The sequence below is a fragment of the Staphylococcus equorum genome (assembly GCF_001747895.1).
Classification (GTDB): Bacteria; Bacillota; Bacilli; order Staphylococcales; family Staphylococcaceae; genus Staphylococcus; species Staphylococcus equorum_A.
The window spans coordinates 375,058-398,803 of the sequence record NZ_LNNB01000009.1 but is presented as its reverse complement, the minus strand read 5'-3'; the positions used below and the strand labels follow the sequence as shown (position 1 = coordinate 398,803).

General features: G+C 32.0%; 25 protein-coding genes. 19 read left to right on the top strand and 6 right to left on the bottom strand.

The genetic code is table 11. The features are described 5' to 3' along the window. Positions 1-35: 35 nt before the first annotated feature. On the bottom strand, positions 36-539 hold the full coding sequence (msrA, locus tag AST02_RS03780; protein WP_069815726.1) for a peptide-methionine (S)-S-oxide reductase MsrA: 504 nt from the start codon (positions 537-539) through the stop codon (positions 36-38). 139 nt (positions 540-678) lie between these two features. On the opposite strand from msrA, the gene AST02_RS03775 reads away from it, so the two are divergent. After that, positions 679-1,659 (top strand): LCP family protein, encoded by a 981-nt coding sequence (locus tag AST02_RS03775; RefSeq protein ID WP_069815724.1) that lies wholly within the window; start codon positions 679-681, stop codon positions 1,657-1,659. A 420-nt stretch (positions 1,660-2,079) separates the two neighbouring features. On the opposite strand, the gene AST02_RS03770 is transcribed toward AST02_RS03775, so the two are convergent. Then, a complete protein-coding gene (locus AST02_RS03770; protein WP_002507674.1) occupies positions 2,080-2,265 on the bottom strand; it encodes a 2-hydroxymuconate tautomerase in 186 nt (61 codons plus the stop codon). A gap of 150 nt (positions 2,266-2,415) precedes the next feature. Here AST02_RS03770 and AST02_RS03765 point away from each other — a divergent pair, with 150 nt between their 5' ends. After that, on the top strand, positions 2,416-3,678 hold the full coding sequence (locus AST02_RS03765) for a Y-family DNA polymerase (protein WP_069815722.1): 1,263 nt from the start codon (positions 2,416-2,418) through the stop codon (positions 3,676-3,678). Positions 3,679-3,982: 304 nt separating this feature from the next. Here AST02_RS03765 and AST02_RS03760 read toward each other — a convergent pair whose 3' ends face one another. Next, complete coding sequence (locus AST02_RS03760; protein ID WP_069815720.1) at positions 3,983-4,867, bottom strand: LysR family transcriptional regulator; 885 nt, start codon at positions 4,865-4,867, stop codon at positions 3,983-3,985. Between the two features lie 107 nt (positions 4,868-4,974). On the opposite strand from AST02_RS03760, the gene AST02_RS03755 reads away from it, so the two are divergent. Genes AST02_RS03755 through AST02_RS03740 form a run of 4 tightly spaced genes read left to right on the top strand, consistent with a single transcriptional unit; the run spans position 4,975 to position 7,721 of the window. Then, positions 4,975-5,568: a non-oxidative hydroxyarylic acid decarboxylases subunit B gene (locus AST02_RS03755; RefSeq protein WP_069815718.1), complete on the top strand. Its 594-nt coding sequence runs from the start codon at positions 4,975-4,977 to the stop codon at positions 5,566-5,568. 17 nt (positions 5,569-5,585) lie between these two features. Beyond that, on the top strand, positions 5,586-7,016 hold the full coding sequence (locus AST02_RS03750; protein WP_069815716.1) for a non-oxidative hydroxyarylic acid decarboxylases subunit C: 1,431 nt from the start codon (positions 5,586-5,588) through the stop codon (positions 7,014-7,016). Position 7,017: 1 nt separating this feature from the next. Next, complete coding sequence (locus tag AST02_RS03745; protein ID WP_069815714.1) at positions 7,018-7,245, top strand: non-oxidative hydroxyarylic acid decarboxylases subunit D; 228 nt, start codon at positions 7,018-7,020, stop codon at positions 7,243-7,245. A 20-nt stretch (positions 7,246-7,265) separates the two neighbouring features. Next, a complete protein-coding gene (locus tag AST02_RS03740; protein ID WP_069815712.1) occupies positions 7,266-7,721 on the top strand; it encodes a hypothetical protein in 456 nt (151 codons plus the stop codon). Positions 7,722-7,959: 238 nt separating this feature from the next. On the opposite strand, the gene AST02_RS03735 is transcribed toward AST02_RS03740, so the two are convergent. Next, positions 7,960-9,051 carry a prephenate dehydrogenase gene (locus tag AST02_RS03735; protein WP_069815710.1) on the bottom strand — a complete coding sequence of 364 codons (1,092 nt, stop codon included), beginning with the start codon at positions 9,049-9,051 and terminating at the stop codon, positions 7,960-7,962. A 236-nt stretch (positions 9,052-9,287) separates the two neighbouring features. Between AST02_RS03735 and AST02_RS03730 the strand changes: the two genes are divergently transcribed. The 5 genes from AST02_RS03730 (at position 9,288) to AST02_RS03715 (ending at position 14,206) form a co-directional block, all read left to right on the top strand. Next, positions 9,288-10,220 carry a D-2-hydroxyacid dehydrogenase gene (locus AST02_RS03730; protein WP_069815708.1) on the top strand — a complete coding sequence of 311 codons (933 nt, stop codon included), beginning with the start codon at positions 9,288-9,290 and terminating at the stop codon, positions 10,218-10,220. 207 nt (positions 10,221-10,427) lie between these two features. Beyond that, positions 10,428-10,568, top strand: a complete 141-nt coding sequence (locus tag AST02_RS14285) for a hypothetical protein (protein WP_176721568.1) — start codon at positions 10,428-10,430, stop codon at positions 10,566-10,568. A gap of 39 nt (positions 10,569-10,607) precedes the next feature. Continuing rightward, positions 10,608-12,320, top strand: a complete 1,713-nt coding sequence (locus AST02_RS14030) for an ABC transporter ATP-binding protein (protein WP_081333007.1) — start codon at positions 10,608-10,610, stop codon at positions 12,318-12,320. A gap of 16 nt (positions 12,321-12,336) precedes the next feature. Continuing rightward, a complete protein-coding gene (locus tag AST02_RS03720) occupies positions 12,337-12,594 on the top strand; it encodes a hypothetical protein (protein ID WP_069816475.1) in 258 nt (85 codons plus the stop codon). A gap of 574 nt (positions 12,595-13,168) precedes the next feature. Then, positions 13,169-14,206, top strand: coding sequence for a M42 family metallopeptidase (locus tag AST02_RS03715; RefSeq protein ID WP_069815706.1), 1,038 nt, complete (start codon positions 13,169-13,171; stop codon positions 14,204-14,206). Between the two features lie 178 nt (positions 14,207-14,384). On the opposite strand, the gene AST02_RS03710 is transcribed toward AST02_RS03715, so the two are convergent. Both AST02_RS03710 and AST02_RS14190 read right to left on the bottom strand, forming a co-directional pair. After that, positions 14,385-15,572: an MFS transporter gene (locus AST02_RS03710; RefSeq protein ID WP_069815704.1), complete on the bottom strand. Its 1,188-nt coding sequence runs from the start codon at positions 15,570-15,572 to the stop codon at positions 14,385-14,387. Positions 15,573-16,294: 722 nt separating this feature from the next. After that, positions 16,295-16,390 carry a type I toxin-antitoxin system Fst family toxin gene (locus AST02_RS14190; protein WP_141714410.1) on the bottom strand — a complete coding sequence of 32 codons (96 nt, stop codon included), beginning with the start codon at positions 16,388-16,390 and terminating at the stop codon, positions 16,295-16,297. A 239-nt stretch (positions 16,391-16,629) separates the two neighbouring features. Between AST02_RS14190 and AST02_RS03705 the strand changes: the two genes are divergently transcribed. The 8 genes from AST02_RS03705 (at position 16,630) to trpA (ending at position 23,692) form a co-directional block, all read left to right on the top strand. Then, the gene (locus AST02_RS03705; RefSeq protein WP_069815702.1) at positions 16,630-16,839 is read left to right on the top strand and encodes a hypothetical protein; all 210 of its coding nucleotides are present in this window, start codon (positions 16,630-16,632) and stop codon (positions 16,837-16,839) included. 529 nt (positions 16,840-17,368) lie between these two features. Continuing rightward, a complete protein-coding gene (locus AST02_RS03700; RefSeq protein WP_069815700.1) occupies positions 17,369-18,775 on the top strand; it encodes an anthranilate synthase component I in 1,407 nt (468 codons plus the stop codon). After that, complete coding sequence (locus tag AST02_RS03695) at positions 18,772-19,368, top strand: anthranilate synthase component II (protein ID WP_069815698.1); 597 nt, start codon at positions 18,772-18,774, stop codon at positions 19,366-19,368. The genes AST02_RS03700 and AST02_RS03695 overlap by 4 nt, the downstream gene beginning before the upstream one ends. Continuing rightward, positions 19,337-20,353, top strand: coding sequence for an anthranilate phosphoribosyltransferase (gene trpD, locus AST02_RS03690; RefSeq protein WP_069815696.1), 1,017 nt, complete (start codon positions 19,337-19,339; stop codon positions 20,351-20,353). The genes AST02_RS03695 and trpD overlap by 32 nt, the downstream gene beginning before the upstream one ends. Next, positions 20,337-21,119: an indole-3-glycerol phosphate synthase TrpC gene (trpC, locus tag AST02_RS03685; protein ID WP_069815694.1), complete on the top strand. Its 783-nt coding sequence runs from the start codon at positions 20,337-20,339 to the stop codon at positions 21,117-21,119. The genes trpD and trpC overlap by 17 nt, the downstream gene beginning before the upstream one ends. Continuing rightward, positions 21,116-21,751, top strand: a complete 636-nt coding sequence (locus AST02_RS03680) for a phosphoribosylanthranilate isomerase (protein ID WP_069815692.1) — start codon at positions 21,116-21,118, stop codon at positions 21,749-21,751. Before trpC ends, AST02_RS03680 begins: the two co-directional genes overlap by 4 nt. Next, complete coding sequence (gene trpB, locus AST02_RS03675) at positions 21,748-22,962, top strand: tryptophan synthase subunit beta (RefSeq protein ID WP_069815690.1); 1,215 nt, start codon at positions 21,748-21,750, stop codon at positions 22,960-22,962. The genes AST02_RS03680 and trpB overlap by 4 nt, the downstream gene beginning before the upstream one ends. Next, entirely contained in the window at positions 22,955-23,692 is a 738-nt protein-coding gene (gene trpA, locus AST02_RS03670) for a tryptophan synthase subunit alpha (protein ID WP_069815687.1), read from the top strand. Before trpB ends, trpA begins: the two co-directional genes overlap by 8 nt. Positions 23,693-23,746: the final 54 nt, after the last annotated feature.

The following is a 23,746-nucleotide window of genomic DNA, read 5'->3' as shown; positions in this document are numbered from 1 at the left end:
ATAGTAGATATGCTCCGGCTTTTATGATTGATTTGTTATTGCTTATAATTTTGACGTTCATTTTGTTCTTCAGCATAACGTTCTGGATTTTTTTTATAAAATTCTTGGTGTTCTGCTTCAGCTTTATAAAACTTAGAAGCGGGCAAGATTTGAGTTGCAATTGCCTTGTCTCTATCAATCGTGTGTTTTAATTTTTCGATATACGTTTCAGCTACTTCTTTTTGATTGTCATTAGAATAAAAAATAGCTGTCTTATACTGCGAACCTCTATCTTGAAATTGTCCGCCGTCATCAGTTGGATCTATTACAGAAAAGAAAATTTCTAATAACTTATTATATGAAAACAATGCGACATCATATTCGATTTCGACGGTTTCATAATGCCCAGTGTTGCCAGTCTTGACTTGTTCATATGATGGATTGTCAACTGTACCTCCCATATAACCAGAGGTTACTTGTTCAATACCTTCATACGTGTCAAAAGGCTTGACCATACACCAAAAGCAACCTCCGGCGAAGTATGCTTTGTTTATATTCATGCTTAACATCCTTTCTGTATTAGACCTTAGTACCATATATTAAGATATTACTTGATTTTTATACTCTTTTTATATAACTTTAATATATGTTAATTATAGTACATAGAAGTGCAATTTTGAAGATATAAGGTTGATACTAATGAATAAGGACAAAAAAAGAAGTACATCAGATGAGAACGAAGAAACAACACAGGCCCCTTTACGAAGGGTGAAAAAGAAGCGGATTAGAAAGCTTCCTTTCATTATTTTAATTATCATTATCCTATTGGCGATAGTGGTTGGTTATGCGATTCATGGTTATAATTCAGGTATTGATTATGCTAAAGACCATGGTAAGACACTGAAAGAGCATAAATTTAATGGCGCTCAAAAAAATGACGGTAAGATTACAGTCATGGTATTAGGTGCAGATAAGGAGCAAGGTGGTATTTCTAGAACAGACTCTATTATGATTGCTCAATATGATTTTGTGCATAAAAAGCTGAAAATGATGTCTGTCATGCGTGATATCTATGCTGATATTCCTGGAAATGGACAGCATAAAATTAACTCTGCATATTCTATAGGCGGTCCAGAATTAATGAGAAAAACGCTGAAGAAAAACTTAGGTGTAGATCCTGAGTATTACGCTATTTTAGACTTTACTGGTTTTGAAAAAATGATTGATGAACTAGAACCTAACGGTGTACCTATAGATGTTGAAAAAGATATGTCGAAAAATATAGGTGTATCACTGAAAGAAGGTCACCATCGATTAAATGGTAAAGAGCTTTTAGGTTATGCTAGATTTAGACATGATGCTGAAGGTGACTTTGGTCGTGTCCGTAGACAACAACAAGTGATGCAAGCACTTAAAGGAGAACTTGCAAGTATCGATACACTTCCTAAATTGCCACGTGTCGCTGGTATTTTAAGAGGTTACTTGAATACGAACATGCCAGACTCTGCAATTATGCAAGCAGGTTTAAACTTTGGTATTCGAGGCGATAAAAATGTTGATTCTCTAACTTTACCTGTCGAAGGAAGTTACCAAGATATTCAAACGTTCGGTGATGGTAGTGCATTAGAAATCGATAAAGCGAAAAATAAAGAAGAAGTTCAGAAGTTTTTAAACGAATAATATGAGAGAGTGGGACAGAAATCTATTTTTAACAAGATTTCGTCGCATGAACCTGGCTCGGCAAAGCTGACTATAAATGGAATACAAGAGCTTGATATAAACGCATTTTTAATACAGTTAGCCACTGCCAATCTCAAAAAAGGTAGACAATCATTTTTATGATTGTCTACCTTTTGTTTTATGAGTAAAATCTTTATTGATAGTTTCTTGTGCATGCTTTCCGTGGGTACAGCCTCAGCCTGTAGTCTTCGGTCTGAACTTTTCCCGCAGGAGTCAGCACAAGTTACTGCCTTGGTTGTAACAAAGCGCATAGAAAACGAACATTACTAAAAAGTTGGTGTTAACCACAAAACAGACCAAACGCTATGTATTAACGTTTGGTCTGTTTACGTTCTCTATACGTATAAATATAGTATGGTATTATTGGTCAGATTTTCTAACGCCGGCAACACCATAGTGTGATGCTTTCATTTCTTCAATAACAACTTGTATTGCTTCTTTATTAGCACCTGTAGTTTTTTCTACAGCTTGTGTTACCTCAGAGACTAAATCTTTAAGTTGATCATCTGAACGACCTTCTAATAATTTTACATTAACGATTGGCATATGTATTTCCTCCTATAACAATTTGAACTTATTATATCATGAAAATTCTCAAAATTCTAAAAACAATCAAAATAGAACGTTTGTTCTTATAAGTGTTGAATGAGAACACGTGTTCGTATATAATAGAATTAATTGAGGGAGGTATTTGATATGTATGATTATAATCTGGTGGAAGAAAGAGATGTATTGTGTATAGACCAAAAGAGCTTTTTTGCAAGTGTGTCTTGTATTCAAAAAGGATTAGACCCATTGAAGGAGAAATTAGCCGTTGTTGCCGATACGAAGAGACAAGGATCAGTTGTTTTAGCTGCCACAGGGCCTTTAAAAGCGCTAGGTATTAAAACCGGGTCGAGACTATTCGAAATACCACATAGAAGCGACATATATATTATTAATCCGAGTATGAGAAAATATTTGGAAGTGTCTGTAGCAATATCAAAAATTGCTTTACGTTATGTAGCGCCGGAAGATCTACATCAATATAGTATCGATGAGTTTTTTATGGATGTTACGGATAGCTATCACCGTTTTAGCACTACGATTCATTCATTTTGTGAAAAGCTGCAATGTGAGATTGAAGAAGAAACAGGAATTAACTGTTCTATTGGTGTTGGTTCAAATATGCTTTTAAGTAAAATTGCAATGGACGTAGAAGCGAAACATTCTTCTAGTTTAATTGCAGAGTGGCGTTACCAAGATGTGCCGAATAAACTTTGGCCTATTCAGCCGTTAAGTGAATTTTGGGGAATTAGTAGGAAAACAGAAGCAAAATTGAATAAACGAGGTATTTTTACTATAGGTGATTTAGCCAATTATCCGTATCAATATTTAAAGAGAGATTTAGGTATAGTGGGTGTAGATTTGCATTTACATGCGAATGGCATAGATCAAAGTAGAGTAAGAGATAAATATGAAGTAATGAATCCATCGATTTGTAAGAGTCAAATACTGATGCGCGATTATCATTATGAAGAAGCTAAGGTTGTCATGCGTGAGTTGATTGAAGATGTTGCTAGTCGTGTTAGGGCAAGAAACCAATTAGCAAAAACGATTCATTTTTCATTTGGTTATAGTGATGAAGGTAGCGTTAATAAACAATACACCTTACAGGATCCGACGAATTTGGAAGAGCAAATTTATAAAGTTGTTGAACATTTCGCAGATAAATTATGTGATCATACTATGTTATTTAGAACTGTAAGTGTTTCATTAACGAAATTTATAGATGAAAAAGACAGACAGTTAAACCTGTTTATAGATGAATATGAAAGAAAAAGAAATGAAAAATTAGCAAAAACCATTGATGCCTTACATCAAAAATTTGGTCGAGGCATCGTATCTAAAGCTGTATCTTATACTGATGCGGGTACAAAACACGGCCGCTTAGGACTCATGGCAGGTCATAAGATGTAAAGTTTTGAACGTGCATGATTTCCTAGAAGGCGTAGCTCGAGCATGTAATTACTCACTCATACTATTTTGTCGGGCGTCAGGACGTTACAAAATCAGTACAGGGGATACCCTAAAGTTAAACAAAAACGAAGGCTGGCATTAATTGCGATAAATATAAGGGAATAGTAGTTCATCGAGTTACTAACATAGATAAAAACTAAAAAAATGATGATTTCTACTTCATTAATCGTAGAAATCAACATTTTTTTAGTTGTCTAAGATTTAGTGCCCCAGCTCCTACTAATAAAGTAAGTATATTAGTATTTTAAATAATTAAAGCCTTTTCAATAAAATCATTAGCGATTTTTGGGGTATATCCTTCTTTACGCCAAGCAAGTTTTGTTTGAAAAATCCACGGATTATCTATTATTGGTAAAATAGTATATTCTTTATAGATTTCTTCAGTTATTGAAGACGCTGGAAGAATAGTTCCACCAAACCCTCTAGATAATAATTGAATTAACATTGAGGAATCATGACATTCGCATAAAATATTAACGTTTAACTGTTGCTCATTAAAAGTGTTTATAATTTGTCTATATAGTCCTGAAAAGGTATTTGAAGTTAATAAAATTAATGGTAGCTGTGATAATTCTTTTATAGAAATTTCTGTAACTGCGATATGTTCAAAGGTATTGTTAGGGAGGATACAAACGCAATAATCATTAATAATAGTTTTTGTGACAATGTCATTATCAGACAATGATTCATTTATATATGCAACATCTATTTTTCTTTCTTTTAATAATTGAATTAAGCTAATGCTATCAGATTCCCATATGTTAAAACGCATATTATCATTTTTCTTTTTAAATAATTCAATTTGTTTAAACATTGTTTGTGAACCATAAATTGTTGTACCTATAGCAAGTTTAAGATTCACTTGTTCATTGAATTCTTGTGTTTCATTCACTGCATCATTAACAGTATTTAAAATATGTTTTGCTTTTTCTTGAAAAAATTCTCCTTGTGCAGTAAGTTTCACTTTCTTCTTTTTGTTTCTTTCGAATAAATTAAATCCTAACTCATTTTCTAAATCCTTAAGTTGTCTGCTTAATGGTGGTTGAGCAATATGTAATGACTCAGCGGCCTTTGTGATACTACCAGCGTCAGCAATCGCTAAAAAATAACGTAAATGTCGTAACTCCATATATTCCTCTCCTTATATACCTTATAAGTATTAAAATAATATTTAATATATATTTATTGTATTACATCAAACAGCTTTATACTAGTAGTTGAGAGGAGGGATAAGTAATGAAATTAATTATCGGTATTTCTGGGGCGACGGGAGCTATTTTTGGTATTCGTCTTTTAGAAATTTTACGTGATACAAAAAATGTTGAAACACACTTAGTAATGTCACAGTGGGCAATAACTACTATTAAAGAAGAAACTGATTATAGTGTAAGCGAAGTTCGTGAACTTGCAGATTATTATTATTCACCTAAAAATTTAGGTGCAGCTATTTCAAGTGGTTCATTCAATGTGGATGGCATGATTGTAGCCCCATGTAGTATGAAATCATTAGCTTCTATAAGTATGGGTTTGGCGGATAATCTTATCACTCGGGCTGCAGATGTTATGTTAAAAGAAAGAAAAAGACTCGTACTAATGACCCGAGAAACGCCTCTAAATAATATACATTTAGAAAATATGCTTAAATTGTCACAAATGGGAGTAACGATTTTCCCTCCTATGCCTGCTTTTTATAATCATCCAAAAGATTTAAACGATATGGTGAACCATATTGTTTATCGTCTTATTTCACAATTTGGAATAGATAAATTACCACAAGAAAAAGTCTGGACAGGATTTACGAAGCAAGAACAAAAAAATGTTAATTGTTAAGAAAGGAAGCGAAACGAATGTCTTACAAAGATTTAAGAGGTTTTCTAGACTTGTTAGAGTCAGAGAAACAATTAATAAGAGTGAAAGATGAAGTTATGCCTGAACCTGATTTAAGCGCAATTGGCCGTACAGCTCCTGATATGGAAAACGGTCCGGCAGTTTTAGTAGAAAATATTAAAGGATATCACACACCTGTAGTACTAAATGTACACGGAAGTTGGCAAAACCATGCATTAATGCTTGGTTTACCTAAAAACACTCCTACTAAAGACCAATTCTTTGCATTAAAAGAAAAGTGGGATCAATATCCAATTAAACCTAAATGGATAGACGCAAAAAACGCACCAGTAAAAGAGAATATAATTTCTGAAGAAGACGGAATTAACTTATTTGATGTATTGCCATTATTTAGAATAAATGAATTTGATGCTGGATATTATTTGTCAAAAGCATTAATCGTCAGTAAAGATCCGAATAAACCAGACAGTTATGAAGAACAAAATGCTGGAACATATCGTGTCCAAGTAAAAGGAAAAGACAAAGTAGGTATTCAACCATTACCTTTCCATGATATTGCTGTACATTTACAACATGCAGAAGAAAAAAATGAACCGCTACCTATCGCAATCTGCCTAGGTAATGACCCTGTGTTGAGTTTTATGGCTAGTACGCCAATAGAGTATGTACAGTCTGAATATGACTTTGCTGGTGCTTTAAAAGGTGAACCAATAGAGTTAACCAAAAGTGAATATGGAGATTTAGATATTCCTGCACGAAGTGAAATTGTATTGGAAGGCTATATTGAGCCACGTAAACGTGAAATTGAAGGGCCATTTGGCGAATTCCCTGGTAGTTATTCAGGTTCAAGAAAACAACCTACAGTAAAAATCACCAAAATAACACATAGAAATAATCCAATATTTGAAAATCTATACTTAGGTATGCCTTGGACAGAAATTGATTATCTGATGGCATTGAACACAAGTTTACCATTATATAAACAATTAAAAAGAGACTTCCCTGAGGTAGAAGCAGTTAATGCAATGTATACACATGGTATTGGTACGATTGTTTCTACTAAATCAAGACTTGGTGGTTATGGCAAAGCTGTAGCGATGCGTTTACTCTCTACACCACATGGTATGCCATATACTAAAATAGCAATTATAGTAGACGAATTTGTAGATCCGTTTAATCTTGAACAAGTTATGTGGGCTTTAACAACAAGAGTTAGACCAGATAAAGATGTGTTTAAGGTACCATATGCGCCAGGTATGCCGTTAGATCCTTCTTCAGAGCCTGCAGGTATGCATACAAAACTTGTTATAGATGCTACAACACCAGTAGGCGCTGATGTTGGTCGTGATACTGAGTTGCTTGGCACACCAGAAAAAGCAGATGAATGGATGGAAAAATTAGGTAACCTAGTAAAGAGAAAGGAAGATTAATATGATTTGTCCTAGATGTGATTCAAAAGAAGTAGAATTATTGACTAAAGCGCCTAAAGATGACGCTTGGGAAGTATATATTTGTAACACATGCACTTTTTCATGGAGAAACACTGAAGGTGAAAATATTACAAATCCTGAGAAATATGATTCTCGTTTTAAATTAAAACCAACTGAATTTGATAACTTAGCTCAAATTCCACCAATTCCTGATTTAACCAATAAATAAGTCAGAAAGGAGTGTGCGTAATGAAAATACCTGAACAAATTAAAAGTTTGTTAGATGGCAAATATTTAGATGAAAAAAAGGATATTGCTATGATGTTACAATCTATTACTAATGAGGGATATCCTCATACAGCAATGGTAAGTGTTGGTGAAGTTGTTGCCACAGACAGTGAGCATATTAGGATTGCTTTGTGGGCAAACACACAAACTGCAAATAGTTTATCTGAAATTGGTAAGGCGAGTCTTGTAATTGTCTACAATAATAAGGTTTTTTATTTTGAACTTGATACAAAATTATTGCCATCTATATCTAATGAAAAATTCTCAAGAATACGTTTTGATGCATTTACCAAAAATGTAAAAGAAGATAGAGCAAAATATGCAGATATTACTTCAGGTATAACTGTTGAAATACATGAATTTGAAGAGGTTCTCAAACGTTGGAAAATAACAATAAGCGAATTACTGAGTGTTTAAAATATATAAATTAACAGAGAAAAATTAGAACTATCTATTGTTGAAAGCGCAGATAAGTTTAGATTTTCAGATCAAAATTATTAACACAATTCATGCTTATCAGCACACATATTTAAAAGAGACTCCTGTTCGAACAGGAGTCTCTTAAGCATTTCAAAATAAAATTTCGGTTTAAATATAATTATTTCTTCGTTAATACTTCAAGTACAGCATTAACGAAGGTCACATACCGTTTTTACTAGGCTATATAAGTATCGAAATCGCTTAGTGCTTCAGCACCTTTCTTGCGATCTTCTGGGTTTTTAAAACTAATACGTAATGCACCATAAATATCTTCGCGTACTTCTAAAATTCTTAGGTTGCTTATAGAAATATTATGTAAACTCAAGATATTTGTAACTTTGCTTATCATACCCGGTTTATCAGGAATATCCACATATAGATCATACTCAATAGATAGCGCGCCTTGTGATTTAACGGGTAGTTCATCACGATATATTTTAGCATCGTTATAAAAATCATATAAGTCATCAGAGCTATCACGCTCAATGAGAGCAATAACGTCTTCCATTTGAGTTTTCCAGTCATTTAAAATAGTTAAGATTGTGTTTTTATTTTCAATCGTAATGTCTCGCCACATAACAGGGCTACCACTCGCAATTCTTGTGATATCTCTAAAGCCACCAGCTGCAAGTGTTTTTATAAGTGTAGATTCATCAGCATGTTTGGCATTTAAATGTACCAAGCTCGAAGCAATGATGTGGGGAACATGACTTACAACACCTGTCACGAAATCATGCTCTTTTGGAGTTATAGAAATAAACTTCGCATCTGTAGTTTTGAGCAAACTTTGAATTTCTTCAAAAGCCGCGTCATTAGCCGATTCATCATGAACGAGTATATAAAATGCATTTTCAAATAAATGTTTTTTAGCATTTAATACACCTGACTTATGACTACCAACCATAGGGTGACCACCAACCAGATGGATATCGTGAGATAAAAGAAGTTGTTCATATTGTTGGATGGTTGACTTTGTACTGCCAGTATCTGTAATAATCACATTCTTTTTCATATGATAGTTTGGTAATTCTTGTAAGTATTTTATTGTTTGTTGTACCGGTGTTGCGTAAATGATGATATCTGCACTTTCAACGCTCGATTTATAATCTGTCGATTGAAAATCAATAATACCTATAGATAAAGCTTTATCTAATTGAGAGGTATCTGCATCATAAGCTGTGATTTCTATATCATCATGATAATATCTTAAATTACTCGCTAGACTTCCGCCAATAAGACCTAAGCCAACGAAAAGTATTTGTTTCATTGTGCGAATCACCTCTATCAAAATTTTCAGAATAGTAACATTGTAAAGCAGCAAATGTTATTTCGCAATATGCCTAAACTCTGAAAATGAAGATTTAACTTACTAAGCAAGTTATAATTTTATGAATTGAGATATACTTTGTATGATGAAATGGTATGAGATAATTCAATAAAGATTTATATATGAAAGAATAAAACCGAAATAAAAATCATTTAAATTATACAGGAGTGGTGAAATTGAATATACAAAATATTTTGATTGCTGGTCAATATGAATCTGCTTTTCAGCAATATTTGTTGCATTTAGAAAAGTATCATTTGCGTTTTCAATCGATTGATATGATTTCAGAAGGTGATATGGAATGGGCGGATGCTTATGTAGGTTTTGCTCCTAGTAAAGCATTTCATCCTTCTAAGGTAAATTGGGTCCATGCATTTAATGCAGGCGTAAATAATTTTTTAGCAATAGATGGTTGGAAGAAATCAAATACGGTATTAACTCGAACTGTGAGTGACTTTGGAGAAAAAATGAGTGAATATTGTTTGAGTTATATATTAAAAGACTTGCAACATCATATATTATTTCAATCACAACAAAAAGATAAGCTCTGGTCATGCGAAACACCCGCTGCCTTGAAAGATCAAACGATAACGATATTCGGCACTGGTGAAACTGGAAAAGTAATAGCAAAAGTTTTATCGTCATTTGGCACAACTGTATACGGTATTTCAAGTAGTGGCGAAAACAAAAGGTACTTTAAACAAGTAAATACGTTAGAAACATCCAAACCATTGATTGAACAAGCGGATTATATTATTAGCACCTTACCGTTAACACAACAAACTGAAAAACTATTTAATGAACAAGTCTTTAGTTATTTAAATAAAGCTTATTTTATAAATGTTGGTAGAGGACAGGCTGTTGATACAAATCATCTTATAAAGGCACTAGATACTGGAAAAGTGAGACATGCAGTATTAGATGTCTTTGAGTCAGAACCATTACCAAAATCATCAGAGTTATGGCACAGGGAAGATGTTACGATAACACCACATATTTCAGCATTAACAGATTTAGATGATGCTATTTCATGCTTCTGTAATACATTAGAGTATTTAGAGAGAGATAAAACATTATCAAATCAAGTAGACTTCAGTAGAGGTTATTAAACTGTAATAAAAATATAAGTTATTTGTGTTTTAAATGTACAAAGTATGATTTTTTTACTATCTCTTGATCGCAATAAAGTTTCATATTAAAAGCAAAGGTGTCTTTTATGAATTAACACTATTAATTTATAACATTCTTCAAAAAACACTTTTTTCAAAAAATGATATTGTATAATTGGAATAAGAAGATAGTGGAGACAAACTGTTATGGGAAAATCACAAAATATTAAGGATGGTTATAGTCAGATTTCGAAAAATAAAGAAAGGGGGAAATTATTTAGACAAGAACAACTTTTTGATAAGGGAGCAAGGTGTTTGTTTTGTAATAGCTTTGTGTTTCATGTTTAAAGATCATGTTAAGTTGTCTGATCTAATCATGTGATAAAAATGAAAATAACTAATTTAATAAGATTAGCCTCAATTTCAAAAAAGTTATTTGCATTAAGTTTAATAATATCGATAATATCAACACTGTTAGGTTTAATAATGCCTATATATTTAAAAACAATAATAGACCAATTTCAAAGGACGGGATTGGAGTCTTTAGATATAATTTTAATTATAGTTTTATTTATAAGTAGCGCAATCTTAGGATCAATTTCCTTATATTTATTTAAATATATTGGTAGTAAATCTATGTTAAAAATTAGAAGTCGTATTTGGGAAAATGTTTTAAAATTAGATTTAGCGACTATTTATAAATATGAAAGTGGAGAAATAATTAGTAGAATTAAAAATGATATTGAAGAACTAAATTATTTTTTGACTAATACCATACCCAATGCACTAAATTATTCTTTAACCTTTTTAGGTGCACTCATTATGTTATTTATTTTAGACTATAAAATCATGTTTATAACTGTTGCAATTATCCCAATAGTTTGCTTAATAATATTCCCAATCGGAAATATTACATATAAACTCTCTTTAAAACTTCAAGATCAATTATCAATCTTTACGTCTAAATTAAATAACGTTTTGACGAATATAAAGTTGGTGAAAGCTTATACATTTGAATTCTATGAGTATAAAAGGATTAATAAAATAATGGAGAAAATACTTGAAGTAGAGTTGAAAGATGCAAAGGTAAAGGCTGTCATAGCACCAATCATGTCATTGGTTACAATAGGAACGATATTATTCATTGTAGGATATGCAACATTTAGAATCAGTAATGGCACACTTAGTACAGGTACATTTATCGCAATATTGTATTATGTATTACAGATAATCCCAGCTATTATTTCATTTACAACTTTATACAATGAAGTGCAAAAAGTAAGAGGTGCCAATGAAAAAATTAATGAGCTGTTATCTGTTGATAATTTAGAAACCGAAAAAATATTGTTTCATGAGGTTCAATTAGATTTACAAGAATTGAAAATCAGAAATATGACTTTTAAATTTGATAAAACTCCTATACTAAAAAATATTAATTTAACAATAAAACCAGGAGAGACAATTGCTATCGTTGGACCATCAGGTTCAGGTAAATCAACACTTTTTGATTTGATTTTAGGTATTTATAAAGATTACGCAGGTGAAATCATTTATGGTGATAAAAATATAAAAGATATTAATATAATTGATTGGAGAAACACCATAAGTTATGTACCTCAAGAAAACAATATAATGAGCGGGACCATATTAGATAACATTATTTATGGTAAAAAAAGTATAGTGTGTTTTGATGCAATTCAGACTATTTGTAATAAATCAGATTTAATACAAACAGTTAACAACTCTCCCAAAAACTTTTTGACTGCAACAGGTGAAAATGGAATATTTTTATCTGGAGGACAAAGACAAAGAATTGCGTTATCAAGAGCTATGATGAAAGACAGTAATATTTTCTTGTTAGATGAATTTTCATCCAATTTGGATAGTCAAACTGAAAATATTTTGGTAGCTAATATTACTAAATTTATGAGAAATAAAACTTGTTTAATTATAGCTCACAGAATGTCGACAATAAAAAATGTAGATAGAATCGTATTCATGGAAAATGGCTCTATAACTGGTTTAGGAAGCCATCATGAATTATATAATTCCCATAAGTTATATAAACTTTTTATTGATAGTCAAAATCGTTTTAAATAACGGAGGTATGATATTCATGGAAATTATAATGGAACTTTATATGGTTATAAAAGAAGAAACCAAAAAATACTTTTTAGTTAAAAAAGTAAAAAAGAAATTCAAAAAAATAGCTCAAATAAATACGGGTTTAAATAATTTATATCATGATAATAAAGAATGGTTCGAAAATGATAAGAAAATCATAGATAAAATCTTGGAAGTAGACATAAACAATCAAAGTGAACTGAACAAGCTGCAAGCATTTTTAGAAAGTTACTTAAAGCAGAATATATGATGAAAGTAGCAATATTAGATACAGGTATTGATGGCTACCATGATAGGTTAATAGTTTATATTAATTTTTAAAATTGAAAAACTTTAAGTCCACGAGTATAAAATACATAAACTTTTTTATACTGAATATTGTAATGAGTCTTTAATTATTTATTATCAAGACTCATTTTTTAATATTCTTATAAAGATGATCTTTAACCAAGCTATACACAAGATAAATGATTACCCAAGTTAGGATAGCAAAGTAAGCAAATATAATTATAATATTTTCATCACTGTTACCATTAAACCATTTTATCAAAGTCACTATACTTCTTATAAACAAAGCCCACATAAGTATATTTAAAATTAATTTTTACAAAATAATTCAGCCACCTTATTATGAGATATAATTCGTTAAAAAATTTATAATAAATCCTAAATAATGTAAATCAATTTCAAAGCTTTTTATACTATTTATGTAAAAATTTTTGAGTTTAGCATGACTGTTATCAAATAGGAATTTCTATTCGGAATCTTACCAATTTTAGAAAATAACAGTTAAACTAAAGATATACATATAAGGAGGGGATAGTATGACAGAATCCATTTTTACGACAATTCAAGCATTAACGAATATTAATAGTCCTTCAGGGCATGCAGAAAAGGCAGTTAAATACGTTAAAGATGAAGTTGAAAAGTTAGGTTATACGACTCATATTACTAATAAAGGCGCGTTGATTATTACTGTAGAAGGCGAGAATGATCAAGACCATAAATGTATTACAGCCCATGTGGATACATTAGGTGCGATGGTAAAAGAAATTAAGGAAGATGGCCGTTTAGCATTAGATTTAATTGGTGGCTTTAGTTATAACGCAATAGAAGGGGAATATTGCGAAATTGAAACTTCTGCAGGACAAACTTACACAGGGACAATATGTCTACATGAAACAAGCGTACATGTATATCGTAATAATGATAATGAGCCTAGAAACATAGACCATATGGAAGTAAGACTAGATGAAAAGGTGAATACAAAAGCAGATACAGAACAATTAGGTATCGAGGTAGGAGATTTTATAAGTTTTGATCCTAGAACACAAGTCACATCTTCGGGTTTTATAAAATCACGTCATTTAGATGACAAAGCAAGTGTTGCCATGATTATAGAGTTTTTAAAAACAGTTAAAAAAGAAAATCTCAAATTACCACATACGATTCAATTTTACATTTCTAATAATGAAGAAATAGGCTATGGTGCCAATGCTTCAATTTCATCAAATATTGTTGAGTTTATTGCATTCGATATGGGTGCTTTAGGGGACGGTCAAGCTTCAGATGAATATACGGTTTCTATCTGTGCTAAAGATGCATCAGGTCCATATCATAAGGCATTACGTGAACAACTCGTCAATTTATGTAAAACAAATAAAATCCCATACAAAGTTGATATTTATCCATATTATGGTTCTGATGCTTCAGCAGCATTAAAAGCAGGCGCAGATATAAAACATGGCTTATTCGGTGCAGGTATCGAATCATCACATGCACTAGAACGTACGCATATTGATTCATTAAAAGCGACACAAGCATTGTTACATGCTTATTGTTTAGCACCGATTCAATTATAAATATATTGAAACCTAGATTATCTATTTAATTTTGTAATGCTACTATATACGATGTTATAATATAAATAACAAAGATATCTGCATTTTATGCACCAACCCCCTCGCTACCACTAATAGCGAGGGGGTTTTTGTAATGCTATAAATAAGAGAGGATGCATTCAATTACGCTAAAAATAGACTATGGGTTTATATTAGGTCTTCGTTTAATGTTTGCAACTAGATTTTTCAAATATAGAGTGAATGGTATGAGGAGAACTAAAACACAAATGATAAAAGTAATATTATATCCTGTTTTGACTATTATATAACCAAATATAATACCTGATAAAATTTCTCCAATTGCACCAGAGGCACCATTCAATGAAAATATCGTAGCCATACTTGTTGTTTTGTTTGCCATTTCTTGATTCAAGATATTGCTGATTAAGGTATTCATAAGATCATCAACGATAGTAACTAATGAAATACTTATTATAGTAACTAACTTTCTTCCTAATATGAGTAATGCTATAAATATCATAGTTACAAATATGATTAAAGCATTGTAAGTTTCAGGTGATTTATTAAAATGAGAATCAAATTTTGAAAATAACTGTAAAACTAATAATAAAATTATTCCACCAAAAGTAGTTATTAAACCAAAAAACATTTCATTTATCCCTATATATTGAAAATACGGTTGCCAATATCTATCAATTGTATCTATCACAAAGGCAAAGAAAAAACTGGCTATAATGATATTAAAGGATCTTCTATTGTTAATCATAACGATTGTTGCATCTTTTATAATTGATAGTATAGGGTATTGCTGTTGTTTATGCTTTTTAGTAGGAAGTTTGTCATTTTTAATACAGATAATTAAATAAAGTACCAATATTATAGAGATAGTTCCAGCTAAGATAAAAGGTAAGTAATTATTAATTTTATAGAAAAAGCCTGATAATGGAGATATCACTATTATAGACAAAATAAAAATTTTTGTGCTATTAAACATATATTTAGAAAAGTTAATTTCTCCCACAGAATAGCTGAGCCATGATTCGAAAGTTCCAGAAAACATAGTTTCAGATAGAGTCCAAGTCAATAGTATAATTATTAGAATTAATATATTTGACGAAAACGGAAAAAATAACCAAGTTAATGAAAGACAAGTGCATGAAATAATTAAATTGAATCTCACACCAAATTTATCTGCAATTGCACCTGAAGGTATTTCAAAAAGAAATTTCATGATTTCAAAAATTGTTCCTATAATCCCAATAAAAAACAAATTATAACCACAGTTAAATAGGAATAGTATCCAAATAGGAGCATAAAATCCTATAATAATTCCCCGTAAAAGTGAGATTATATAAAATGAGCTCATTAGAAATTATACAACTCCTTTATGTATGTAGCATTTTTCTTTTTATTACTAAACATTTTTTATAATAATTCAGCATTATTAATCGTTATTTTTCATTATATTGACGACTTTTTTATTACATAAGCTTTTCTTATACCACTAGGATGTACTAAATATTAATCAAATATCAATGTTTTATTGAACAATGAAACCTAATTATGGTGTAAAACTATAACACTATCGTACGTCTACCTGTAAATATCATCATTATTAAGATTAAAAGAGAATTTAGATTTAATATTAGAAAGCTAGTCTTCTTCAAAGCGTCTTTGATATTCTTTCTTAGTACATTTAATAATTTATGACTTCTCTGTCTTCTATACTTATTCTAAGTACAAAGATTTAGGTGCTTCGTTAGTGACTTCGTAACTATTACTTTCTAGTTTTTGTATATGTATCTAATACTTCGAAATTATAAAGTGATGCATCGAACACTATAATTATATTATATTTAAAAAGTAAAATTTATGTCAATATATTATAATGCATTGAAAATTAGATGATATGTGCATAACTACTAAAATAAATATTTTCTCTTGTTTAGCAGCTTCAATTTAATTTTACAATTTTACTATATACGATGTTATAATATATTTAACAAGTGTTTCGTGCATTGAATGCACCAACCCCCTCGCTACCACTAATAGCGAGGGGGTTTTTGGTGTGGTTGTTAATGTCGCCTCTTACTTGTCATTGCGATTACGTAACCAATACGCAAATGAGGTAACGATGCAACCACTAATTACTGTGACAGTGGTATGAACAAGAGCTTCGATCATTAATATGCACCTGCTCTTTACGTCATATTGACGCCTTAGAGATAGACGACACTAATATTATATTATATTCTATTTGTGTTGATTAAGCATTGGATTCATAGATAATAAACCATTGATTTTCATATAAAATATCACAAAATAGTAATGGAAATTCAGCAGATTACATGTACAAAGACGATAAGTTATGATAAAAATAAGCGTGAATATTAACTTTATTTTCTAAGTAAGGGGGATATCTAATGAAAAAATCACTAGGCTTAAACCTTTTGTTTTTAATATTATTCATCATTTTTGCTATAGCATTTTTCACTAACTTTTTTGGTAGTCTGACGATATGTGTCATTATTATTGTGCCTGTTTTAATGCTAGTCATTGGTGGCTATGTATTCAAAACCAACTTTAACAAGTATAACCAAAATAATTTCAACAATAATCATCGTTTAAAGTAAAATAGTAATTAAGATAAATTCAAATGTTGACAAATTGAAAATATCCTTGTAGCATACTAGGTAATTACTTTTCGCAACTTAGGTTGCCATTTGAAAGATGACGTAGCATATATGACATGTAGTAAGAAGAAAGCTAATGGTTGATGGAAATTAGCACTGCATATAATGTGAATTGGGCTTTTAGATGTAATTAAAAATTATAATATTTAAAGTGAACAAATAATTTGTTAACTAAGGTGGCACCACGGTAACGCGTCCTTACAGATATGCGTTAGTGTGGTGTTTTTTATATACCAAAAAATAAGAAAGCAAAATGAAGTAAGTGATGTAAAGGTAGCAAGCAGAAAGTTAGTGGTTGATGGAAACTAACACCTACATATACTGAAATTGGGTTTTGTTGGATAACAAATGAATAAATCAATGAGAGAGTAGATTAAAGCAAGTATATCTACTAATTTAGGTGGTACCGCGCGTCAGCGTCCTTAACAATGTTTAAGGATGCTGATTTTTTTATGAGGAGGAAAATAAAATGAAAGTGCAATATCAAAGATTAAATGCAGAGGTAACACCAGAAGCGTTAGCAAGATTGAAAGAAAATAAAATCGTATTAGAGAGTTCAGAACAATCGAAACTAAAAGGGCGTTATTCTATAGTGATTTTCGATACTTACGGTTCAATCACGTTGGATAATGAAACAATGACTGTATGTACACCAGAAGAAAACAGAGTAGAACATGAGCAACCTTATAAAAAAATGAAAGATTTAATTGATCAATATAAAGCAGAAATTGAAGACGAAGCATTAGCGTTATTACCTTTTATTTCTGGTTTTGTAGGATCATGTAGTTTTGATTTAGTAAGACATGAATTCCCAGTACTAAAACAAATCAATCTTGAAGATCATCCGCAACATGATGCTAAGTTTCATATGGTTGAAGATGCATATATATTTGATCATTACAAAGAGCATTTATACGTTATTGCAACGAACTTGTTTTCAAAAGAAAATGATGAACAATTAAAAGCGCGCGTGGCTAAACGCGTAGAAGAATTAAAACAAATTACGATTTATCCATCTGAGCTTGAACATACAGCTACAGAAAAAGAGATTAAGTCAAATATTGCACCAGAACAATTTATTAATACAATTAGTAAAATGAAGTCACTCATTCAACAAGGTGATATGTTCCAAGTTGTACCATCTATCGTTTATAGTTACGAACATCACTTTGGTCAACAATTACAAGCTATGTCTTATCAACTTTACCAAAATTTAAAACGTCAAAATCCAAGTCCATATATGTATTACTTGAATATGGATCAGCCGATTGTCGTTGGTAGTTCACCGGAAAGTTTTGTAAAAGTAAAAGGGCAAACCGTAGTGACTAATCCAATTGCTGGAACGATAAAAAGAGGCGCTACTGAAGAAGAAGACCAAGTAAACGAAGCCAGTTTAAAAAACGATGAAAAAGAATTAAGCGAACACAGTATGCTTGTTGATTTGGGTAGAAATGATATCCATCGTGTAAGTGAAACAGGGACTTCGATAATCGGTAAATTAATGACAATTGAACGTTATGAACATGTGATGCATATTGTCAGTGAAGTTACTGGAAAGCTTAAAGACAATTATTCACCTATGACAGTGATTGCGAGTTTATTACCTACAGGTACTGTATCAGGCGCACCTAAGCTAAGAGCGATTCAACGTATCTATGAAGTGCAACCACAAAAACGTGGCGTATACAGTGGCGGTATTGGTTATATCAATTGTAACCACGACTTAGATTTCGCATTAGCGATTCGTACAATGATGATTGATGACACGCACATTAACGTAGAAGCAGGTTGTGGTGTGGTTTATGATTCAATTCCAGAAAAAGAACTGGAAGAGACAAAATTAAAAGCTAAAAGCTTATTGGAGGTGTCACCATGATACTTATAGTTGATAATTATGATTCATTTACTTATAACTTAGTAGATATGATTGCACAGAAAGAAGCAGTGATAGTTAAATATCCGGATGACCCATCTATATATAATCTGGATATTGACGGTGTTATTATTTCACCTGGTCCAGGTCATCCATTAGATACAGATGATTTGATGCAAATCATTGATCATTATAAAAATAAACCGATTTTAGGGGTTTGCTTAGGGTCGCAAGCATTGACTTGTTATCATGGCGGCGATGTCATCCAATGTGATTATATAAAACATGGTAAAAAAGACCAAATGCTTATCACAAAAGAAACTTTGTTATACACTGATATTCCAGAATATTCAGAAATTATGCGATATCATTCATTGATGAGTAATCCTCAAACATTACCTGAAACTTTAACAATAACGGCACAAACAGAAGATTGCATACAGTCATTTGAACACACACAATTGTTGCATTATGGGATTCAATATCATCCCGAGTCATTTGCTACGGCACATGGTAAACAAATCATTAATAACTTTTTAAACATAATGAAGGAGGTAACAGAGGATGGAGCTACAAACACAGTTAAAACAATATAAACCACTCAACCAAACACAAATGAATGAATTTATAGAATTACTTATTTCTAAAAATTTAGAAGACAGCGTAAAAATTGAGTTACTCGAAACGTTTTCTGAAAAAGAAACTACGCAAGAGGAGCTAACTTATATATCAAATAGTTTAATTCATTCTATGTATCGTGAACAACCGTATTATCCTAATGCGATGTGTGTTTGTGGCACGGGTGGAGATAAATCAAATAGTTTTAATATCTCTACAACCGTATCTTTTGTTATCGCTAGTGCAAGTGTACCCGTAATTAAGCATGGTAATAAGAGTGTCACTTCATCATCTGGAAGCACGGATTTGTTAAATGCAATGGCTATCAAATCAAGCACTGTTGAAGATACACCAAAACAATTAGACGATAATGGATTGGTCTTTTTAAATGCTACTGAAACATATCCGCTAATGAAAAATATTCAACCTATCAGAAAAGGTATCAGCAATCCAACAATATTTAATATTACTGGTCCAATCATTAACCCTTTTAAATTAGATTATCAAGTCATGGGTGTTTACGAAACATCAAAATTAGAAAAAATTGCACAAACCTTAGCAGATTTAGGACGTAAAAAAGCAATCGTTGTATACGGTGCAAATGGTATGGATGAAGCTACATTATCTGGCGACAATATTATTTATGAAGTAACAGCAAATGAAGAAATTAAACACTATACGCTGAATGCAACAGATGTAGGCTTAGATTATGCGCCAAACGAAGCACTTGTTGGAGGTACACCACAAGAGAACTTAGAAATCACGAAACATATATTAAATGGAACAGATCGTAGTGCTAAGAGAGATGTTGTTATCTTGAACGCAGGCATCGCACTCTATGTAGCAGAAAAAGCTGAAACAATAGAAGCTGGTGTGAAAGCAGCACAAGCATTAATAGAAAGTGGCAAAGCTTTAGCGCAATATAATAAAATGGGAGGCAAAACGTATGACTATATTGGATGAGATTGTAACATATAAAAGAGGTTTACTAGAGCAGGGCTATTATGAAGATAAATTATCAACACTAGAAGCAGTGGATATTTCACATAAAAAAACATTCCAATCACATTTAGATGATTCAAATCAACTTGGAGTGATTGCTGAAATTAAATCTAAAAGTCCAACGCTTGATGGATTACCAGCAAGAGACTTAGCGCAACAAGTGAAAGATTACGAAGCTCATGGTGCGAATGCAGTTTCTATATTAACGGATGAGCACTATTTTGGTGGTAGCTACGAACGTTTACAAGCATTAACAACAGAAACATCATTACCAGTATTGTGTAAAGATTTTGTAGTAGATCCGATTCAAATTGATGTTGCTAAAAAAGCAGGCGCTTCGATAATATTACTTATCGTTAACGTTTTGACCGATCCAGAATTAAGAGAATTATATAAATACGCTACATCGCAAAATTTAGAAGTGCTCGTAGAAGTTCATGATAAAGAAGAATTAGCACGTGCCTATAAACTAGACCCAAAAATTATTGGTGTGAATAATAGAGACTTGAAGCGTTTCATTACAAATGTCTTGCATACAAATGAGATTTTAGAAGATAAAAAACCGGGTTATTACTATATTTCAGAAAGTGGTATCAAAGATGAGCAAGATGTTCAAAATATCGTTGATTCGGGTATAGATGGTTTATTAATTGGTGAATCATTAATGAAATGTGATGACTTAAGTCAATTCTTACCAGGTCTAAAATTAGACAAGGTGCAACGATGAAGTTAAAGTTTTGTGGCTTTCGCACATTAGCCGATGTAAACAAAGCAAAAGACTTAAATATTGATGCGATGGGGTTTATTCATTTTCCAAAGAGTAAAAGATATGTAGATATTCCAACCATCAAACAATTGACTAAAGTTATACCTGATGATAAAGAAAAAGTAGTCATCGTTGTCGATCCAGATTATGACACGATTACCAATTTGATAGTGCAGACGCAGATTTCAACAATTCAACTCCATGGTAATGAACCTTTAGAAACTGTACATTTTATCAAGAAAAGTAATACGAACATTAAAGTTATCAAAGCCTTACCCGCAACAGACCAACAAACATTAGCGACAGCTATTGATTACTATAAAGATGCTATTGATATGTTTATTATTGATACACCATCGAAGTCTTATGGTGGTACAGGTAAAGTATATGATTGGGAAATGTTAAAAACAATCAACGATGTTAACTATTTAATTGCAGGCGGTATGAACTACGACAATATACAAGCTATAGCATCTTTAGGTTTAGCACATCAAGGCTATGATATCGCTAGTGGCATAGAAACAAATAATGAAAAAGATATGGAAAAAATGACAGCAATTATTAAACTCGTAAAAGGAGCAAATGAATTATGAATAAAAACATACAAACAGAAGCAGATGAATTTGGTTTCTTCGGTGCTTATGGTGGTCAATATGTACCAGAAACGTTAATGCCAGCAATTCAAGAATTGAAAAAAGCTTACCAAGAAGCAAAAGCGGACCCGAAATTTCAAGAAGAATTAGATGGTTACCTTAAAGACTACGTAGGTCGAGAAACGCCATTGACATATGCTGACTCATATACAGAAGCACTTGGTGGCGCAAAAATTTATTTGAAGCGTGAAGATTTAAATCACACAGGCGCCCACAAAATAAACAACGCATTAGGACAAGCACTATTAGCGAAAAGAATGGGTAAAAATAAACTTGTTGCTGAAACAGGCGCGGGTCAACATGGTGTTGCGAGTGCGACGGTTGCTGCATTATTTGATATGGAACTCGTAGTATTTATGGGTGAAGAAGACATTAAAAGACAATCTTTAAACGTATTTAGAATGGAATTGTTAGGTGCGAAAGTTGAATCTGTAACTGAAGGCCAAGGAACGTTATCAGACGCGGTTAATAAAGCATTACAATACTGGGTAAGTCATGTAGATGATACGCATTATTTATTAGGTTCAGCTTTAGGACCAGATCCATTTCCAACTATTGTAAGGGATTTACAAAAAATCATAGGTACAGAAATCAAAGCACAAATTCAAGAAAAAGAAGGACGCTTACCAGATGCAATTGTAGCTTGTGTTGGTGGTGGATCTAATGCCATTGGTACATTCTACCCATTCGTTCAAGATGATGTGAAATTATATGGTGTGGAAGCTGCAGGTGAAGGTTATGATACGGATAGACATGCACTAGCGATTAACAAAGGTAAAGAAGGCGTATTGCACGGTACTAAAATGTATCTTATTCAAGATGAAAATGGTCAAATTCAACAAGCACATTCTATATCTGCAGGTTTAGATTATCCTGGTGTTGGACCAGAACATTCGTATTATCACGATATAGGTAGAGTGAAGTTCGCCACTGCAAGTGATAAACAAGCGATGGATGCTTTAGTTAGATTTACAAAAGCTGAAGGTATTATTCCAGCTATTGAAAGTGCACACGCATTAAGCTATGTAGAAACGTTAGCACCAACGATGGGCAAAGATGAAATTCTTGTTGTTACAGTTTCAGGACGTGGCGATAAAGATATGGAAACAATTAGAAATTATATGAAAGAAGACGGTGATTCTAATGCGTAAACTATTCATTCCATATATTATGGGTAATAAATCTTTTATTGAAAATCTTAAGACCGTCAGTGATGCAGGTGCTGATATTGTTGAAGTAGGTGTACCATTTTCAGACCCAGTGGCTGATGGACCAGTCATTATGGACGCTGGTAGCAAAGCCATAGAAGAGGGCGTCAATATTCAGTATATTTTAGATCAACTAACTGAACATCGTGATTCAATATCAAGTAAATATGTATTAATGACTTATTATAATATTATTAATTTTTACGGAGAAGATGCATTTTTTAAAGCTTGTGAAAAAGCAGGTGTCTACGGTTTAATTATTCCTGATTTGCCACATGAACTAGTGCAACAATTAAAAGAACGCCATCCTGACAGAAAAGTGAATATTATTTCACTCATCGCTATGACGACGTCTGAAGAACGTAGTAATCAAATCGCTCAAGATGCGGAAGGATTTATTTATACAGTAACAATGAATGCGACAACAGGGGAAAATGGTAAGTTCCATCCTGAACTTAAAGATAGAATTAAGCATATAAAATCAATTTCTAATGTGCCTGTCGTTGCAGGTTTTGGTATTCGTACACCAGAACATGTGTCAGATATCATAGAAGCTTCAGATGGTGTCGTTATAGGTAGTGAAATTGTTAAACGATTAGAGAAAGATCCAAAAGCAGACACAGTTAGTTATTTTAATTCAATTAGAAATGCACTCGATAGAAAAAGTGAATAAAGCATTGTGTGTGTAAGAGGTTAGAATTATGGGTACGCTATTAAGAGAGAATAT

What these genes read in the sequence shown, in the direction of transcription:
- msrA (WP_069815726.1), bottom strand. Translation starts at nt 539, where the DNA reads ATGAATATAAACAAAGCATACTTCGCCGGAGGTTGCTTTTGGTGTATG.
- AST02_RS03775 (WP_069815724.1), top strand. Translation starts at nt 679, where the DNA reads ATGAATAAGGACAAAAAAAGAAGTACATCAGATGAGAACGAAGAAACA.
- AST02_RS03770 (WP_002507674.1), bottom strand. Translation starts at nt 2,265, where the DNA reads ATGCCAATCGTTAATGTAAAATTATTAGAAGGTCGTTCAGATGATCAA.
- AST02_RS03765 (WP_069815722.1), top strand. Translation starts at nt 2,416, where the DNA reads ATGTATGATTATAATCTGGTGGAAGAAAGAGATGTATTGTGTATAGAC.
- AST02_RS03760 (WP_069815720.1), bottom strand. Translation starts at nt 4,867, where the DNA reads ATGGAGTTACGACATTTACGTTATTTTTTAGCGATTGCTGACGCTGGT.
- AST02_RS03755 (WP_069815718.1), top strand. Translation starts at nt 4,975, where the DNA reads ATGAAATTAATTATCGGTATTTCTGGGGCGACGGGAGCTATTTTTGGT.
- AST02_RS03750 (WP_069815716.1), top strand. Translation starts at nt 5,586, where the DNA reads ATGTCTTACAAAGATTTAAGAGGTTTTCTAGACTTGTTAGAGTCAGAG.
- AST02_RS03745 (WP_069815714.1), top strand. Translation starts at nt 7,018, where the DNA reads ATGATTTGTCCTAGATGTGATTCAAAAGAAGTAGAATTATTGACTAAA.
- AST02_RS03740 (WP_069815712.1), top strand. Translation starts at nt 7,266, where the DNA reads ATGAAAATACCTGAACAAATTAAAAGTTTGTTAGATGGCAAATATTTA.
- AST02_RS03735 (WP_069815710.1), bottom strand. Translation starts at nt 9,051, where the DNA reads ATGAAACAAATACTTTTCGTTGGCTTAGGTCTTATTGGCGGAAGTCTA.
- AST02_RS14285 (WP_176721568.1), top strand. Translation starts at nt 10,428, where the DNA reads ATGGGAAAATCACAAAATATTAAGGATGGTTATAGTCAGATTTCGAAA.
- AST02_RS14030 (WP_081333007.1), top strand. Translation starts at nt 10,608, where the DNA reads ATGAAAATAACTAATTTAATAAGATTAGCCTCAATTTCAAAAAAGTTA.
- AST02_RS03720 (WP_069816475.1), top strand. Translation starts at nt 12,337, where the DNA reads ATGGAAATTATAATGGAACTTTATATGGTTATAAAAGAAGAAACCAAA.
- AST02_RS03715 (WP_069815706.1), top strand. Translation starts at nt 13,169, where the DNA reads ATGACAGAATCCATTTTTACGACAATTCAAGCATTAACGAATATTAAT.
- AST02_RS03710 (WP_069815704.1), bottom strand. Translation starts at nt 15,572, where the DNA reads ATGAGCTCATTTTATATAATCTCACTTTTACGGGGAATTATTATAGGA.
- AST02_RS14190 (WP_141714410.1), bottom strand. Translation starts at nt 16,390, where the DNA reads ATGATCGAAGCTCTTGTTCATACCACTGTCACAGTAATTAGTGGTTGC.
- AST02_RS03705 (WP_069815702.1), top strand. Translation starts at nt 16,630, where the DNA reads ATGAAAAAATCACTAGGCTTAAACCTTTTGTTTTTAATATTATTCATC.
- AST02_RS03700 (WP_069815700.1), top strand. Translation starts at nt 17,369, where the DNA reads ATGAAAGTGCAATATCAAAGATTAAATGCAGAGGTAACACCAGAAGCG.
- AST02_RS03695 (WP_069815698.1), top strand. Translation starts at nt 18,772, where the DNA reads ATGATACTTATAGTTGATAATTATGATTCATTTACTTATAACTTAGTA.
- trpD (WP_069815696.1), top strand. Translation starts at nt 19,337, where the DNA reads ATGGAGCTACAAACACAGTTAAAACAATATAAACCACTCAACCAAACA.
- trpC (WP_069815694.1), top strand. Translation starts at nt 20,337, where the DNA reads ATGACTATATTGGATGAGATTGTAACATATAAAAGAGGTTTACTAGAG.
- AST02_RS03680 (WP_069815692.1), top strand. Translation starts at nt 21,116, where the DNA reads ATGAAGTTAAAGTTTTGTGGCTTTCGCACATTAGCCGATGTAAACAAA.
- trpB (WP_069815690.1), top strand. Translation starts at nt 21,748, where the DNA reads ATGAATAAAAACATACAAACAGAAGCAGATGAATTTGGTTTCTTCGGT.
- trpA (WP_069815687.1), top strand. Translation starts at nt 22,955, where the DNA reads ATGCGTAAACTATTCATTCCATATATTATGGGTAATAAATCTTTTATT.